Source organism: Streptodolium elevatio, from assembly GCF_053592165.1.
The window spans coordinates 42042-58624 of the sequence record NZ_JBSFVE010000008.1 but is presented as its reverse complement, the minus strand read 5'-3'; the positions used below and the strand labels follow the sequence as shown (position 1 = coordinate 58624).

Genomic DNA, 16583 nt, shown 5'->3' with positions numbered 1-16583 from the left:
CCGGGTCAGCTCTCGCGCCAGCGGTTGGTGATGGGCAGGCGGCGGTCGCGGCCGAAGGCCTTGAGGGAGATCTTGGTCCCGGGCGGGTACTGGCGGCGCTTGTACTCGGCACTGTCGACGAGCTTGAGGACACGGTCGACGAGGTCGGGGTCGAAGCCCGCGGCGACGATCTCGTCGCGGCCCATGTCGAGTTCGACGTAGTCGTCCAGAATGTCGTCGAGGATCTCGTAGTCCGGCAGCGAGTCGGAGTCCTTCTGGTCCGGCCGCAGTTCGGCGCTCGGGGGCTTGGTGATGGAGTTCTCCGGGATGGGCGGCACGGTGCCGCGGCGCAGCGCCTCCTCGTTGCGCCAGCGCGCGATGCGCCACACGACCGTCTTCGGGAGGTCCTTGACCGGCGCGAAGCCGCCGACCGCGTCACCGTACAAGGTCGAGTAGCCGCAGGCGAGTTCGCTCTTGTTGCCGGTCGCGAGGACGAGGTGGCCGTCCTGGTTGGAGACGCCCATCAGGGTCGTGCCGCGCACGCGCGCCTGGAGGTTCTCCTCGGCGACGCCGGTCAGGTGCACCGCGTCGAGGTACGCGTCGACCATCGGCGCGATGGGAACCTGCCGGTAGTTGAGGCCGATGCGCTCGGCGGTGTCGGCGGCGTCGTCCTTGGAATGGTCGGAGGAGTACTTGCTCGGCATGGAGATGCCGTACACGTTCTCCGCTCCCACGGCGTCGGCCGCGATGGCCGCCACGAGCGCGGAGTCGATGCCGCCGGACAGGCCCAGGACCACGGACTTGAAGCCGTTCTTCGCGGCGTAGTCGCGCAGGCCGACGACCGTTGCGGAGTAGATCTCGGCGTCGTCGGAGAGGTGGTCGGCGACGGTGGGCGCCAGCGGCTCGTAGGGCGGCACGGGCGTCTCGGACACCGTCGCCTGCACGATCGTCAGTCCGTCTGCGACCACGTCGCCCGCGTTGTACGCGCTCTCGTCCGTCGACGCCGCCGGCAGCTCCAGGTCGGTGATCAGCAGCGCCTCCTCGAACTGCGGGGCGCGGGCGACGAGTCGGCCGTCGTAGCCGACGACCAGGGAGTCCCCCTCGAAGACCAGTTCGTCCTGCCCGCCGACCATGTTGACGTATGCCAGCGCGCACCCCGCCTCGGAGGCCCGCCTCCGGGCGAGGTCGAGGCGTACGTCGTCCTTGGCCAGCTCGTACGGCGACCCGTTGACGACCATGAGCAGCCCCGCCCCGGCCGCCCGCACCGCCGCGACCGGACCGCCGTCCTGCCACAGGTCCTCGCAGATGGCGAGGGCGACGTCGATGCCGTGTACCCGCACGACCGCCAGCGTGTCGCCCGGCACGAAGTAGCGGGCCTCGTCGAACACGCCGTAGTTGGGCAGGTGGTGCTTCGCGGTACGCACGACCACCCGGCCGTCGTGCAGCACGGCCGCCGCGTTCTGCGGTGCCCCGGCCGGGAGGCCGAGCCGCGGCGTGGAGGTGTCGCAGCGGTCGAGGTAGCCGACGACGACGGTGGTGTCGCCCAGGCCCTCGGCGGCGAGCCGCAGCGCGAGCGCGTCGAGCGTGCGGCGCGACGCCTCGACGAAGGACGCCCGCAGGGCGAGGTCTTCGACCGGGTAGCCGGTGAGCACCATCTCGGGGAAGGCGACCAGGTGCGCACCCTTGGCGGCGGCGCGCCGGGTCCAGGCGACGACCAGGTCCGCGTTGCGGGTCAGGTCGCCGACGGTGGGGTTGAGCTGGCTGAGGGCGATCCGAAGCTGAGGCACGACGGCAGTCTAGCCGACCTTGACGTCAAAGTGACGAATAGTGAAGGAGGTCTCGGCGCGCCGCGCGGGTCAGGCCGGCGGGAAGTCCTCCGGCCGGTACTCGAAGTACGGTTCACCGTCCGGCGTGGCGACCGTGCCGAGCTTGTCCGGGTTCACAACTCCCTGGATCCCCACGATGATTCCGTCGCCCGTCTCGAAGCTCAGCAGCAGCCGGACGGTGTCGAAGTCCAGCAGCAGCGCGGGGCCGCCGTTGACCTCGATGCGGTGCGCGCGGGTACGGGGCCAGCGGTCCATGACGCCGAGCAGGAAGCGTACGACCCGCTCCGGCCCGTAGATGGGATTGCGCGCGGCGCTGACCCGGCCGCCGCCGTCGTTCCACAGCACCACGTCGCGCGCCAGCAGCGATTCGAGCCCCTTGCGGTCGCCCGACGCCGCGGCCGCCACGAACCGGTCGACCAGCGCATGGTGTTCGCCGCTGTCGACGCGGAAGCGGACACGGTCCCGGTCCAGCCGTCCGGCCGCGCGGCGGTGCAGCTGCCGGGCGTTGGCGGCCTCGATGCCCAGCGCGTCGGCGATTTCCTGGTACGGCAGTTCGAACGCCTCGCGCAGCAGGAAGACCGCCCGTTCGGGTGGCGACAACTGCTCCATCAGCCGCAACGCGGCCAGCGACACCGTGGACCGCCGCGCCGCGGTCTCGGCGGGGTCGAGCGCGAGCCGGCCCGTGGGCACCGGCTCGGGCACCCAGGGGCCGACGTACGTCTCCCGCCGGTGCCGCGCCGAACGCAGCTGGTCGAGCGCGAGCCGGGTGGTGGCGGTGACGAGCCAGCCGCGCGGGTCGTCGATCGGCGCGGCGCCGGGGTCGGCGGTCGCCCGGCGCCAGCGCAGCCACGCCTCCTGGACGCAGTCCTCGGCGTCCCACCAGCTGCCGAGCATGCGGTACGCGAGGCCGAGCAGCACCTGCCGGTGCCGCTCGAAGACCTCGTCGTACCCGCTCCCGGCGCCGTTCCCGGACGCCGGCCGTTCGGTGAGCGTCTCCGTCACAGGGCCGGGGGCTGGAGGTGTGTGCTCACTGCGACCCGGTTCCACACGTTGATCGTACTGATCGCGAGGATGATGTCGGCGAGCTCCTTGTCCGAGAACGCGTCCTGCGCCGCCGCCCAGACCTGGTCCGTGACACCGTGCTCGCCGAGCGCCGTGACCTCGTCGGTCAGCTCCAGCGCGGCCCGCTCGACCTCGGAGAAGAACGGCGACTCGCGCCACGCGCTCACCGCGAAGAGGCGCCGGCCCTGCTCGCCGTCCTTCAGCGCCTCGGTGCTGTGCATGTCGACGCAGAAGGCGCAGCCGTTGACGACGGACGCGCGCAGCTTGATCAGGTGGAGGAGGGTCGGGTCGACGTTGGCCCGGACGTACTTCTCCAGGCCGATGACGGCCTGGTAGCCCTGCGGTGCGGCCTGGGAGATGTCCATGCGCTGCTGCATTTGAGGCGGTCCTTCCGGTGTTTTTGCGGCCCGCCGCCCGGATGCGGCGGACGTGAGAACGACGGTGCGGCCCCCTGCGGATGTGACAGTCCCCGGGAGCCGCCGGTGTGATGCCGGTCACGCCCGGGGGGCTGATTCGCGCCGCGCTCCCTTTGTTGGAGGGCCCGTAATGTGTTCGCAACCGGGACAGGCCAAGATGTACCCATGGATAAGCAGCAGGAGTTCGTGCTTCGCACGCTGGAGGAGCGCGACATTCGGTTCGTGCGCCTGTGGTTCACCGATGTGCTCGGCTTTCTCAAGTCGGTCGCCGTGGCCCCTGCCGAGCTTGAACAGGCGTTTGCCGAGGGGATCGGCTTCGATGGTTCGGCCATCGAGGGCTTCGCGCGCGTGCACGAGTCGGACATGCTGGCCAAGCCGGATCCTGCGACCTTCCAGATACTGCCGTGGCGCGCCGAGGCGCCCGGGACCGCCCGCATGTTCTGCGACATCCTCATGCCCGACGGCTCGCCGTCGTTCGCGGACCCGCGGTACGTCCTGAAGCGCACCCTGGAGCGCGCGTCCGACCGGGGCTTCACCTTCTACACGCACCCCGAGATCGAGTTCTTCCTGTTCAAGGACATGCCGCTGGACGGCACGCCGCCCACGCCGGTCGACCACAGCGGCTACTTCGACCACACGCCCCAGATGGTCAGCCACGACTTCCGCCGCCAGGCGATCACCATGCTGGAGAACATGGGGATCTCGGTGGAGTTCAGCCACCACGAGGGCGCCCCCGGCCAGCAGGAGATCGACCTGCGGTACGCCGACGCGCTCAGCACCGCGGACAACATCATGACCTTCCGCCTGGTGGTCAAGGAGGTCGCGCTGGAGCAGGGCGTGCACGCGTCCTTCATGCCGAAGCCGTTCTCGCAGTACCCGGGCTCGGGCATGCACACCCACCTGTCGCTGTTCGAGGGCGACCGCAACGCCTTCTACGAGGCCGGTGCGGAGTACCAGCTCTCCAAGGTGGGGCGCTCCTTCATCGCGGGCCTGCTGCGGCACGCGGGGGAGATGGCGGCTATCACGAACCAGTGGGTCAACTCGTACAAGCGGCTGTGGGGCGCGTCGGCGCGTACCGCGGGCATGGGCGGCGAGGCCCCGTCGTACATCTGCTGGGGGCACAACAACCGCTCGGCGCTCGTACGGGTGCCGATGTACAAGCCCACCAAGGGCCAGTCGACGCGCATCGAGGTGCGGTCGATCGACTCGGCGTGCAACCCGTACCTGACCTTCGCCGTCCTGCTCGGTGCAGGGCTCAAGGGCGTCGAAGAGGGTTACGAGCTGCCGGCCGGTGCCGAGGACGACGTGTGGGCGCTGACCGATGCCGAGCGCCGCGCGCTGGGCATCGCGCCGCTGCCGCAGAACCTGGCCGAGGCCATCGCCCTGATGGAACGGAGCGAGCTGCTGCCCGAGGTGCTGGGCGAGCACGTCTTCGAGTTCTTCCTGCGTAACAAGCGCCAGGAGTGGGAGGAGTACCGGCAGCAGGTCACGCCGTTCGAGCTGCAAAAGTACCTGCCGGTCCTGTAACCCGCGCATGCCGTCGGCCGCGTGACGTGTCGGCCGGCGGATGTGCCGACCGCCCGCGCCACCGCCGTACCGACCCGCAACCTGACCGCCTGCCGACGCGTCCCTTCGGGGACACCTCGGCAGGCGTGCCGCATCGCGCGCCGCCCGTTCCCCCGTGGGCGGCGGACCGCCGCGGGCCGCCGAGCCGTCCCCGGTACGCCCGCCGAGGCGGGCGCGCCGGTCACGGCCTCGGGCGCAGCAGCTCCATGATGTAGCGCTTGAACGCGTCGGACTCGTCACCCTGCGGGAGCAGTTGCGGCGCGCCGCGGCGGACCAGCGCGATGCCTACCGCGACCATCCAGGCGGCCAGCGCGTGCTGCCGCGCGGCCTCCGGGGCGAGGCCCAGCTCCTCGTTGAGGGACGCGCCCCACGCGATGCGCTGCTCGGTGACGCGCTCCAGGAAGGGGCCGACGACCGGGTGCGTCGAGTTCACCAGCAGGGTGGTGCTGATGTCCGCGCCCTGCGGTCCGGTGAACGCGAACTCGGTGAGCCACCGCCCGCGTTCGGCCGGATCGGTGATGCGGGCGGCGGCCGACATCATCGCGTCGGACTCTTCGACCCACAGTTCGAGGGCGGCGTGGATGAGCGCGTCGCGGTCCTTGAAGTGCCAGTAGAAGCTGCCCTTGGTCGTCCCGAGACGTTCGGCGAGCGGTTCCACGGCGATGGCGCCGAGGCCGCTTTCGCGCATCGCCTCGAGAGCGGCGCGTGCCCAATCGTCCCGCGACAGCGTGCGTCTGCCGGCCCGTGCGGGTCTGTCTGTTCGGACACTGTCCGGGGGAACACCGTTGCGCATGCCTCACACGCTAACGTAGGGTGACTTCCCGTACGGTGGCGTATGGAGAACTGGCAAGACGGAGGATCCCCCAGGCCGTGGGACGGACGACCTGACGGGACGGTTCTCCTGAACCACCGGGCGGGTAGCGCGTCGGCACCGGTCATCGCGGTCGGGGGACTCGATGGTCGGGACGCGCCTACGGCGTGCGGCCGTCGGGAGCTCCCTCCCGGCGGCCGCATGTTGCGTTCCACCGCAGCTCCCCGCCCGACCCGCCTGTGTCGCCTGGCCTGTGCTGCTCGACGTGTGCCCTGGCCTGATGCTCGTGCCCGCCCAGGCGAGCGCGCCGCCGCCTCGCCGTCCGCATTCCCACATCTGACGGTGGGTCAGCTGTTGGGAGCGGGCCCCCGCGAGGCTACGCTCGGCAGGTGACCACATGGGACCCGGTATCCACGGGAGTGTCGACAGCGCGCCTGGTCAGGCTGGGTTTCACCGATGCGGCCGTGGCCGCGCGGCGCCTGGCCGACCCGGTCCTCGCGGGCATACGCGACGACTCGCAACTGCTCGAAGGCCTGTCCGCGACGGCCGACCCCGACCTTGCGCTGCTCGGCCTGGTACGCCTGGCCGAAGCCGCCGACGACCGCCCGGTCCTGCTGTCCACACTCGCCTCGGCCAAGCCCCTGCGCGACCGGCTGCTCGGCGTGCTCGGCGTCAGCGCCGCCCTCGGCGACCACCTCGCCCGGCACCCCGAGGACTGGCGGACGCTGGTCACGTACGACGTACAGGACGCGCACCCGACCCCCGAGTATTTCCGCCGTACGCTCGGCGCCGCTCTGGACGACCGCACGAACGGCACGCTGGCCGGCGACGACGCCCTCGACGCCCTGCGTGTCGCGTACCGCCGCTGCCTGCTCTCCATCGCCGCCCGCGACGTGTGCGGAACCGCCGACGTCGCCCAGGTCGCCGCCGAACTCGCCGACCTGGCCGGGGCCACACTCGACGCGGCGCTCGACCTCGTGGCCCGCGAACACCCCGTCGAGGCCGGGCAGTGCCGCCTCGCGGTCATCGGCATGGGCAAGTGCGGCGGCCGGGAGCTCAACTACGTCAGCGACGTCGACGTGGTCTTCGTCGCCGACGCCCGGCCCGGGGTCGAGGAGGGCACCGCGATCGCCGCGGCCTCCCGCATCGCCGCCGCCATGATGCGCGCCTGCTCGCACACCACGCGCGAGGGCACGATCTGGCCGGTCGACGCCAACCTGCGGCCGGAGGGCCGCAACGGGCCGCTGGTCCGCACGCTCACCAGCCACCTGGCGTACTACGAGCGCTGGGCCAAGACCTGGGAGTTCCAGGCGCTGCTGAAGGCCCGCCCGGTGGCCGGCGACATGGCCCTCGGCCGCAAGTACGTCGAGCGCATCGCCCCCCTCGTGTGGACCGCCGCCCAGCGCGAGAACTTCGTCCCCGACGTCCAGGCCATGCGCCGCCGCGTCGTCGAGTCCATCCCGCACACCGAAGTCGAGCGCGAGCTCAAGCTCGGCCCCGGCGGCCTGCGCGACATCGAGTTCGCCGTACAGCTGCTGCAACTCGTGCACGGCCGCGCCGACTCGTCGCTGCGCAGCGGATCCACCCTGGAGGCACTGGCCGCGCTGTCCGCCGAGGGGTACGTCGGCCGCGCCGACGGGGCCTCGCTCGACGAGGCGTACCGCTTCCTGCGCCTGCTCGAACACCGCATCCAGCTGCACCGCCTGCGCCGCACCCACCTCCTGCCGACCGACTCCGTCGACCTGCGCCGGCTCGGCCGCTCGGTGGGGTTCCGCGCGAACCCGGTCGGTGAGCTGGAGGCCACCTGGCGCCGCACCCGGCACGAGGTGCGCCGTCTGCACGAGAAGTTGTTCTACCGCCCGCTGCTCGACGCGGTGGCCCGGCTCCAGCCCGGCGAGACCAGGCTGACCGCGGAAGCCGCCGCCCAGCGCTTGGAGGCGCTCGGGTACGCCGACCCCGCCGGCGCCCTGCGCCACCTGGAGGCGCTCGCCTCCGGTGTGAGCCGCCGCGCGTCCATCCAGCGCACGCTGCTGCCCGTCATGCTCGGCTGGTTCGCCGACTCCGCCGATCCGGACGCGGGTCTGCTGGCTTTCCGGCAGATCTCCGACGCGCTCGGCAACACGCACTGGTACCTGCGCCTGCTGCGCGACTCGGGGGCCGGGCACGCCGGCGGCGCGGCGGCCGAGAACATGGCCCGCGTGCTGGCCTCCGGGCGTCTCGCCCCCGACCTGCTGCTGCGTGCGCCCGAGGCGGTCGCCCTGCTCGGCGACCCGGACGGCCTGCGGCCCCGCTCCCGCGCGGCCCTGGAGTCCGAGGTGCTGGCCGCGGTGGGCCGCGCGCCCAGCGCCGAGGTCGCCGTGCAGATCGCCCGCAGCGTGCGCCGCCGCGAGCTGTTCCGCATCGTCGCCGCCGACGTGCTCGGCAGGCTGGACGTCGACGAGGTGGGCCGCGCGTTGTCCGACGTCACCGCGGCGACCCTCACCGGCGCCCTGCGGGCGGCGGCCGACGAGTACGCGCGCCAGACCGGCAAGGCGATCGGCACCCGCCTCGCGGTGATCGCGATGGGCCGTTTCGGCGGGCACGAACAGGGCTACGCGAGCGATGCCGACGTCGTCTTCGTGCACGAGCCCGAGGAGGGCACCGGCGAGGAGGTGGCGGCCAAGCAGGCACACGCCATCGCCAACGAGATGCGCCGCCTGCTGCAACTGCCCGCCACCGACCCGCCGCTCGTGGTCGACGCCGACCTGCGGCCGGAAGGGCGGCAGGGCCCGCTCGTACGGACGCTCGCGTCGTACCGGGCCTACTACGAGCGCTGGTCCAAGTTGTGGGAGAGCCAGGCGCTGCTGCGGGCCGCGCCGGTCGCGGGCGATGCCGACCTCGGCGCCCGGTTCGTCGACCTCATCGCGCCGCTGCGCTGGCCCACGGCCGGGTTGACCGACAACGAGGTACGCGAGATCCGGCGCATGAAGGCCCGTATCGAGGCCGAGCGGCTGCCGCGCGGCGCGGACCCGACCACGCACACCAAGCTGGGGCGCGGCGGCCTGGCCGACGTCGAGTGGGTCGCGCAGTTGCTGCAGATGAAGCACGCGCACGCGGTGCCGGCGCTGCGTACCACCGGGACTCGCGAGGCGCTGGCCGCGGCGGCCGAGGCCGGGCTACTGGACGCGCAGGACGCCAAGGTGCTCGACGACGCGTGGCTGGAGGCGACGCGCGTGCGCAACGCGGTGATGGTGGTACGCGGCCGCCCGTCCGACCAGTTCCCCTCCGACGTGCGCGAACTGGCCGGGGTCGCACGTCTGCTCGGCTACCGCGCGACCGGCGCGGGCCCGGTGGGGGCGGGCACCGTGATCGAGGACTACCGCCGCATCACGCGGCACGCCAGGGCCGTCGTCGACCGGGTGTTCTACGGCGAGACCTACGGTGACGGGAACGAAGCGGCCGGCTCGCGCTGACTGCCGGAGGAATTGTCCGGCCCTCGGGGGGATTTCGCACCTTCTGCCGGGGACCGCCCGGATGCGTGGGCGGCATCCCGCCCCGAAGGGCCGCCGTCCCCGCGTCCGTCGTGGTCGCCGTCGGCGTCACCGTGCCGGTCGCCGCCGTGCTCCTCGTACCGCGGGTCGTCGGGCGTGTAGCGCGGGAACTGGTAGGCCGAGCACCCGTTCACCAGCCGTTGCACGGCGAACCCGGCGGCCAGCGTGATCCAGCCGCCGACCGCGTCGAGGATGAAGTGGTTGCCCGTCGCCATGATCACCACGAGCGTCATCAGCGGGTACAGCACGCCGAGCACGCGCACCCACATCGGCTTCGCGAACTTCCAGATGGCGACCGCACACCAGGTCGACCAGCCGATGTGCATCGACGGCATCGCGGCGAACTGGTTCGACACGCTCTTCATGTTGCCCGAGGCCATCGAACCCCAGGTGTTGTGCACGAGCACGGTGTCGATGTAGCCCGCGCCGGGCAGCAGGCGCGGCGGGGCGAGCGCGTAGAAGAAGTACCCGAACAGCGCGAGCCCCGTGGTGACGAACAGGACTGTGCGCACGGCCCGATAGCGGCCCGGATGCCAGCGGAACAGCCACACCAGCACGCCTATGGTCACGATGAAGTGCAGCGTGGCGTAGTAGTAGTTCATGCCGACGATCAGCCAGGTCACCTTGTCGGCGGCGTGGTTGATCGTGTACTCCACGTCGATGTGCAGCGACTTCTCGAAGTCGAGGAGCTGCCACGCGCGTTCCACGGCGAGGGACTCGCGGTTGGGCACCGCGTTGCGGATGAGGGAGTAGACCCAGTAGCTGAGCGCCACGAGCGCCAGCTCCACGACGAAGCGCGGGCGGCGGGGTGTCCGCAGGTACGTGCGCACGCGCACGTAGAGCGGAGTCGGCTCACCCGCTGCCGACGCGGGACCCATCGCCGCCGAAGCGTCCGGCGACGACTGCGGCGGGCTCTGCTGGGTTTGCGTTTCCCCCATAAGGACCCAGTCTGCCAGAGGCAGGCGGTGCGCCGATCACCCGCGGGTACGGTTCGGACGATCACGTGTACCCCCTGCGGACGACCCCGGGTCCCCCATGCGGGCGGGACCCGGGGTCGTGCACGGCCGCGTGCGGTGGCGGCCGACCGGCGGGCTCGGCGGTGTGCCGGGCGATACGCGGGCGGTGTGCGGGACGCGTTAGCGCAGCGGCACCGAGATCCACGAGGGGTCGGCGCTCGGGGAGCCGAACGCGAGCGTCGAGAAAGCCGGGTTCTGCTCGATGTAGAGCGGGTCGACGGTGTCGATGACGAGGGCGAGCCGGTGGCCTGCCGGGACGTCGTACACCGTCGCGAGCAGGTCCAGGTCGGCGGCGAAGGGCCGTCCCGCCTGCTTGCCGAAGAACGTGTAGGGCATGTGCGTGACGAGTTTGCCGACGCCGAGCGAGTCCACGTCGTACAGGTAGGCCACGAATGTGCCGGCGGATGCGCTCGGATTCACGGTCACGTGCAGGCTCGTCGTGCCGCGTACCAGGCTTTCGGAGGCCAGGCGGTCCGACTGCCACACCGCCGCGACCGCCCGCGGCAGCAGCGGCACCGACACCATCGGCGGGATGCGCAGGTACTCCTCGACCAGGTTGGTCAGGAAGATCACGCCTCCATTGGCGCCTGAATCGATATTTGTGCCGATGGGCGTGGTCCAGCCGGTGCCCGCACTCGGCGCGAGCGGGCCGGTGCGCGACCAGCCGTTGTCGCCGAGCCGCAGGTTCAGCCGCGACCCGGTCAGGTCCGCCCAGTCGGCGTAGCCCTCGTACCCGCCCTCGATGCGCGGCTTGATCTGCACGGGCGGCTGCCGGTCGATGCCGTTGTCGACGCCCTTGAGGTGGTGGTCGAGCCAGGCGCGGGTGTTGGCCCAGGTGTCGTTGGGTAGCCCGGCCAGCCCCGGGATCTCCGGTGTGGCGTGGTCGCCGGGCCGGAACTCCAGGCGCTTGGGCACGGTCAGCTTCTCGTAGAACTCGGCGAGTTGGTTGGGCGGGAAGATGCTGTCGCCCCACGCGTTGGCCAGCATGACGGCCGGGCCGTTCGCGTTGATCCGGTCCAGGTACGTGGCGGGGGAGCGTACGTTCGCCCACGCGATCAGCTCGGGCACGTTGGCCGTGGTGAGGAAGTCGACCAGGAACTGCCCGAATTCGTCGCTGGGACGGCCGGTCACGTAACCGGCCACGGCAAGTCCGGCGGCGGACTGGATGTGCTGCGTCTGGCCCGCGTAGATCGAGTCGACCAGATCGGCCCAACCGCTCAGTGCGGCAACGGTCTTGATGCGCGGGTCGTGGCCGGCGGCGAGGAGGCCGAGGCCCGCGCCGTAGGAGACGCCGACGGTTCCGATGCGCGCCGGGTCCGCTGGGGTGTTGGCGAGCGCCCAGTCGATCATGCGCGACACGTCGGCGACGTCGTCCGGGCCGGCGACGCCGATCTCGCCGCCGGACAGCCAGAATCCCCGCGCCGTGTAGGACAGGGCGATGTAGCCGTTCTCGGCGAGTTGCTTCGCCTGGACGACGTACTCGATCTGCGGCATCGACCAACTCGCCGGCAGCACCACGACGGGCGCGCGGTGGGCGGCGTCGGCTCCCGCCGGGACGAATACGTTGGCCTTGAGGACGACGCCGGGTGCCACCGGCACGTCGACGAACCGGAACGCCGGCCCGGCCGCGGCGGCCTGCGGCGCGGCGCCGACGCCCGGAACCAGCAGGGCGGCGAGTACGGCGAGCACGACCGCCAGGCGGGATCTGACGGTGCGTGCGCGCGGAACCTTTCCTGAGCTCATGCCTGCTCCCTCTGCGACGGGGGGATCGTGGGGTGGTGCGGTGAGCCCGTACGGCGCCCTCTCTGCCGGATGCCGCCGGGCACGCGACGCCGGGGACGCGCGCTCGCTGCGTTGCAGGGCCTGGCGAGTACGACCGAGTACGAGCTGCGGCCCTGTGCCTTGCGATCGCACGCGCCAGACGACGCGGGCTTTCCGACAAGATCCGGAAGAGAGGACCTAAGTGACTGGAGGGTAACCCCCAGGAGTTACCGCTGGTAACAGAAAATCGGGTAACGAAAACGCAAAGCCGGGCGGGTCGCGGGGAGGGTCAACTCCCCGCGACCCGCCCGGAGTCCCGGGGCGTCATCCGGTGACCAGCACCAACTTGCCCCGGGTGTGGCCCGATTCGCTCGCGCGATGCGCCTCGGCAGCGTCGGGGAGGGCGTAGACACCGGCCAGTGGCACCGACAAGGTGCCCGCCTCGAACAGTTCGGCCGCCTTGGCCAGCGCACGCAACAGGTAGTCCTCGCCGTCGTGGCCGGACGAGAACCGCACGCCGTTGGCCGCGGCGTCCGCCGGGTCCACGATGCTCACCGCCCGGCCCGCGTCGCCGGTCAGCTCGACCGAGTCGCGCAGCACTCCGCCGCCGACCAGGTCGACCGCCGCGTCCACCCCGTCCGCGGACAGTTCGCGTACCCGGTCGACCAGACCGGGTCCGTAGTCGACCGGCTCGGCGCCCAGGTCGCGCAGGTACGCGTGGTTGCGCCCGCTCGCCGTGCCGATGACCCGTGCGCCCCCGGCCACCGCGAACTGCACGGCGAGGCCGCCCACTCCGCCCGCCGCCGCGTGCACGAGAACCGTCTCGCCCGACCGCACGCCGGCCTCCGCGAGCGCCCGGTACGCCGCATCCGCCGCGGTCGGCAGCGCGCCTGCGAGCTCCCACGGCATCGCGGCCGGCTTGGCGGCGAGGCGGTCCTCGCCGGTGACGACGTGATCCGCGTACGTCCGCGTGCCCAGGCCGAACACCTCGTCGCCCGCCCGCCACCGGGTCACACCCTCGCCGACCGCGTCGACGACGCCCGCGAGATCCTGGCCGGGGACATGGGGGAGAACGACCGGGAAGACCGCGGCCATCGCGCCCGAGCGGATCTTCCAGTCGATCGGGTTGACGCCGACCGCCTGCACCCGGATCCGGACCTCGCCTGGGCCGGGCTCGGGCAGGCGGTCCACTTCGACGAGTTCCAGCACGTCGGCGCTGCCGTGCGCGGCGAAGTGGACCGCGCGGGACGGGCGTCCGGCTTCCGCCGCGGCGGATTCCGCGGCCGATGCCGGGGCGGATCCCGCCGATGCGGACGCGAAGGGAGCGGTGGGGGCGACGGCGGTGTTTTCGGACATGCGATCATCCTGCTTTCGTGTGTTCGTTCGGGAACATCCATGACCCTTCCGGACTTGGCACGCGATGAGGAGCGGACCGTCCAGCCTGGGACCAACGGTCCCTGGATACGCCGCCGGCACGGGAAGGGCACGCACATGGCCACCGGGATGGACCGCCGCGAACTGGCCGACTTCCTGCGCCGCTCACGCGAGCGGCTGCGCCCGGCCGACGTCGGGCTGCCCGACGGCCCGCGCCGACGTACACCGGGACTCCGCCGCGAGGAAGTCGCGACCCTCACCGGCATGTCCGCCGACTACTACATCCGTCTCGAACAGGCGCGCGGGCCGCAGCCGTCCCCGCAGATACTCGCCGCCCTCGCCCGTGCCCTCGGCCTCGGCGACGACGAGCGAGACCACCTGTACCTCCTCGCCGGGCACCGGCCGCCCGCGGGGCGGCAGGCCGGCGAGACCATCAGCCCGGCGCTGCGGCACTTGTTGGACCGACTCGCCGACACCCCCGCGCAGATCCTGGGCGACCTGGGCGACGTGCTGGCGCAGAACTGCCTCGCCGAGGAACTGTTCGGCGGCGTCTGCACGGTCTCCGAGCACGGGCGCAACATCGTGTGGCGCTGGTTCACGGATCCGGTCGTGCGCGGCGCGTACCCGGTCGAGGAGTGGGAGCACTACGGCCGCCAACACGTCGCCGACCTGCGCGCGGCCGTCGCGCGGCGCTCGCACGACGAGGCGGCCGTGCGCCTGGTCCGCCGGCTCCGGGACGTGAGCGAGGAGTTCGTACGCCTGTGGGAGCTGCACGAGGTCGGCGTGCGCCGCAGCAGCCGCATGCGTGTGGTGCACCCCGTGGTCGGCACCGTGGACCTGATGTGCGAGCGGCTCCTGACGCCCAACGAGGACCAGCAACTGCTGATCTTCACGCCGCCCGACGGGTCGCCGTACACCGCGCAGCTCGAACTCCTGCGCTCGGCCACCGGCGTCGTGCCCGGCCTCTCGCCGGTGCCGTTCACGGCATCCGCCGCGTCCTCCGCCGCCCCGGTTACGGTGGCCACATGAGTGATCTGGAAACGAAGCCCACCCTCAAGGAGTGCGGCGGGCGCGAGGACGTCTCGGCCGAGCCGGCCCTCGAACTCACCCCCGGGCGCGAGGTCAGCATCGGCGACGACCGGCCGGTACGGCGCATGCTGCCTACCCTCGGCCGCCGCATGGTCGGTCCGTGGTGCTTCCTGGACCACTATGGCCCCGACGACATCGCCGACGGGCCCGGCGCCCAAGTGGCCCCGCACCCGCACATGGGCCTCCAGACGGTGAGTTGGCTGCGCGAGGGCGAGATGCTGCACCGCGACAGCGAAGGCCACACCGCCACGATCCTGCCCGGGCACCTCGGGCTCATGACCTCCGGGCGCGGCATCTCGCACTCCGAGGAGTCGCCGGTGCCGCACGCACGATTCCTGCACGGCGTGCAGCTGTGGGTGGCCCTGCCCGACGGTGCGCGCAACGGCGACCCGCACTTCGAACTGCACACCGAGCTGCCGCGGTTCGAGGCGCCCGGCGTGTCCGGCACCGTGATCATGGGCGAGATCGACGGGGCCCGGTCGCCGGGTCAGGCGTACTCGCCGATCACGGGTGCGGACCTGACGCTGGCCGACGGCGTCGACGTACGCCTGCCGCTGGAACGGGACTTCGAGTACGCGGTCGTCGCGACCGAGCCCGGTGCGGTGGTCGACGGCGTACCCGTGCCGATCGGTTCGCTGCTCTACCTCGGCTGCGGCCGCCGAGACGTGCACATCCGCACCGAGGCGGCGTCGAACCTGATCCTCGTCGGCGGCGAGCCGTTCGCGGAGAAGATCGTGATGTGGTGGAACTTCGTGGGGCGCACCTCCGAGGAGATCGCCGAGGCGCGGACGCAGTGGCAGGCGGAGGAGCGCTTCGGCGTCGTGCACGGATACCACGCGCCGCGTCTTGACGCCCCCGAGTTGCCGCCGACGCCGCTCAAGCCCCGTGGCCGCGTGCGCTGACGGCAGAACCGCACCGCCCACGGCATCTGCCCGCGACTGGCGGGTGCCGTGGGCCAGGGTGGCGAATCGACTGACAGGCCGCCGTGCGCTGTGAGATCAATGGGATATGAGCAGCGACAAATCGGATGATCCCGATCCCCTGGTCATGCGGGTCCAGGTCGACGACCACCCTGTTGCGGCGGCCGTGGAGGCGGACGCGTCGATAGCGCGCACGCGCTACACCACGCTGAACGTCCGCGGGCCGGTGTTCGGCATCGCCACCCAGTCACCGCCGGGGCACGGCCATTGGCAGGTGCTCACTCCGATCACCGACGGATTCGCGCAGCAGGCACGCGACTCCCTCAACTCGCACCTGTGGTTCAAGGCGAAGGACGACACCGACGATCCGCTCGTACGCCGCGAACTCCTCGCCGCCGTACGGGTCCTGGAAACCGAGCCCGTCGACGAACTCACCGTGCTCGACGTCCGCTACCGGGTGGTCCGCGCCGACGAATTCGTCTTCAGCCGCGACAGCGTGCCGGAGCCGCCGCGCCCCACGGACCCGGAGCCCGCCGTACCGGACTGGGACGGCTACGACGACACGCCGCTCGACCGCGACTTCGTCATCGACCACTCCGCGGCGGCGGGCCTCGTCGCGACGACCGAACGCCTGGCCCTGCAACGCCTCCACTACCGGGGTGAGCGCTATCCGCCTGAGGTACGCCACGACTCCGAGCAGGCGATGGCGACCCACCCCGGCGTGGTCCTGCTGCCGCCGGCGTACTGCGTCGTCGAACACACCGGTGATTCCTGGACCCCGCTCACCGGTCTCATGAGCACCCCGCACGGCGCCCGGCGTGCGCTGACGAACTGGCTGATCCGGTTCTGGCCGCTCATGCGCGACCTGCCGGAAGCCGAGGCCGCCCGCTACGCCGCCCTCGCCCGGGAGTTCCAGGCACAGGTACGGGCCAACAGCCTCTGCGTGGACGACCGCCTGTACTCCGTCGCCCGCGTCGGCCGCACGGTCCGCATCGGCGGCGACGGACCCGAATCCGCCCGCCCGTCCGACGTGGACAACTACGGCCCCAGCCAGATCCACCCCGTGATGGACGAGCACGGCACCATCACGCACGAGGACACGCACGAGGAGGAGTAGCCGAGGGCCCCCCTCGCGCATTCCGGCCGACGTGCAACGTAATCGCGGTGTCCGGATCCGTGCCGTCCGCCGCCTCCGACCGGTGTGCGATCGGTGGCGGGGCGGCATGGCCTGGC

12 protein-coding genes are annotated in these 16583 nt (G+C 71.9%); 5 read left to right on the top strand and 7 right to left on the bottom strand.

Translation table 11 applies throughout. The features are described 5' to 3' along the window. Positions 1 to 5 precede the first annotated feature (5 nt). The 3 genes from ACWD12_RS16665 to ACWD12_RS16655 form a co-directional block, all read right to left on the bottom strand. Positions 6 to 1766 (bottom strand): NAD+ synthase, encoded by a 1761-nt coding sequence (locus ACWD12_RS16665; RefSeq protein ID WP_450100114.1) that lies wholly within the window; start codon positions 1764 to 1766, stop codon positions 6 to 8. A 69-nt stretch (positions 1767 to 1835) separates the two neighbouring features. Then, positions 1836 to 2807 carry an RNA polymerase sigma factor SigJ gene (gene sigJ, locus ACWD12_RS16660; protein ID WP_450100113.1) on the bottom strand — a complete coding sequence of 324 codons (972 nt, stop codon included), beginning with the start codon at positions 2805 to 2807 and terminating at the stop codon, positions 1836 to 1838. After that, positions 2804 to 3244: a carboxymuconolactone decarboxylase family protein gene (locus tag ACWD12_RS16655; RefSeq protein WP_358354800.1), complete on the bottom strand. Its 441-nt coding sequence runs from the start codon at positions 3242 to 3244 to the stop codon at positions 2804 to 2806. The genes sigJ and ACWD12_RS16655 overlap by 4 nt, the downstream gene beginning before the upstream one ends. Before the next feature lie 204 nt (positions 3245 to 3448). Here ACWD12_RS16655 and ACWD12_RS16650 point away from each other — a divergent pair, with 204 nt between their 5' ends. Then, positions 3449 to 4810: a glutamine synthetase family protein gene (locus ACWD12_RS16650; protein ID WP_358354803.1), complete on the top strand. Its 1362-nt coding sequence runs from the start codon at positions 3449 to 3451 to the stop codon at positions 4808 to 4810. A gap of 220 nt (positions 4811 to 5030) precedes the next feature. Here the strand turns inward: ACWD12_RS16650 and ACWD12_RS16645 are convergent, their stop codons facing one another. Beyond that, positions 5031 to 5642, bottom strand: a complete 612-nt coding sequence (locus ACWD12_RS16645) for a TetR/AcrR family transcriptional regulator (RefSeq protein WP_358354806.1) — start codon at positions 5640 to 5642, stop codon at positions 5031 to 5033. Positions 5643 to 6049: 407 nt separating this feature from the next. Between ACWD12_RS16645 and ACWD12_RS16640 the strand changes: the two genes are divergently transcribed. Then, positions 6050 to 9112 carry a bifunctional [glutamine synthetase] adenylyltransferase/[glutamine synthetase]-adenylyl-L-tyrosine phosphorylase gene (locus ACWD12_RS16640; RefSeq protein ID WP_450100112.1) on the top strand — a complete coding sequence of 1021 codons (3063 nt, stop codon included), beginning with the start codon at positions 6050 to 6052 and terminating at the stop codon, positions 9110 to 9112. On the opposite strand, the gene ACWD12_RS16635 is transcribed toward ACWD12_RS16640, so the two are convergent. The 3 genes from ACWD12_RS16635 to ACWD12_RS16625 all read right to left on the bottom strand — a co-directional run bounded on the left by ACWD12_RS16635 (position 9076) and on the right by ACWD12_RS16625 (position 13323). Then, on the bottom strand, positions 9076 to 10128 hold the full coding sequence (locus ACWD12_RS16635; RefSeq protein ID WP_450100111.1) for a phosphatase PAP2 family protein: 1053 nt from the start codon (positions 10126 to 10128) through the stop codon (positions 9076 to 9078). The two genes, ACWD12_RS16640 and ACWD12_RS16635, sit on opposite strands and share 37 nt — an antisense overlap. 198 nt (positions 10129 to 10326) lie before the next feature. After that, complete coding sequence (locus ACWD12_RS16630; protein WP_450100110.1) at positions 10327 to 11949, bottom strand: CocE/NonD family hydrolase; 1623 nt, start codon at positions 11947 to 11949, stop codon at positions 10327 to 10329. 342 nt (positions 11950 to 12291) lie between these two features. Then, the gene (locus ACWD12_RS16625) at positions 12292 to 13323 is read right to left on the bottom strand and encodes an NADP-dependent oxidoreductase (protein ID WP_450100109.1); all 1032 of its coding nucleotides are present in this window, start codon (positions 13321 to 13323) and stop codon (positions 12292 to 12294) included. Positions 13324 to 13470: 147 nt separating this feature from the next. Here ACWD12_RS16625 and ACWD12_RS16620 point away from each other — a divergent pair, with 147 nt between their 5' ends. The 3 genes from ACWD12_RS16620 (at position 13471) to ACWD12_RS16610 (ending at position 16467) form a co-directional block, all read left to right on the top strand. Further along, complete coding sequence (locus ACWD12_RS16620) at positions 13471 to 14370, top strand: helix-turn-helix transcriptional regulator (protein ID WP_450100256.1); 900 nt, start codon at positions 13471 to 13473, stop codon at positions 14368 to 14370. Next, positions 14367 to 15332, top strand: coding sequence for a pirin family protein (locus ACWD12_RS16615; protein ID WP_450100108.1), 966 nt, complete (start codon positions 14367 to 14369; stop codon positions 15330 to 15332). Before ACWD12_RS16620 ends, ACWD12_RS16615 begins: the two co-directional genes overlap by 4 nt. 106 nt (positions 15333 to 15438) lie before the next feature. Further along, positions 15439 to 16467: a DUF5954 family protein gene (locus tag ACWD12_RS16610; protein ID WP_450100107.1), complete on the top strand. Its 1029-nt coding sequence runs from the start codon at positions 15439 to 15441 to the stop codon at positions 16465 to 16467. Positions 16468 to 16583: the final 116 nt, after the last annotated feature.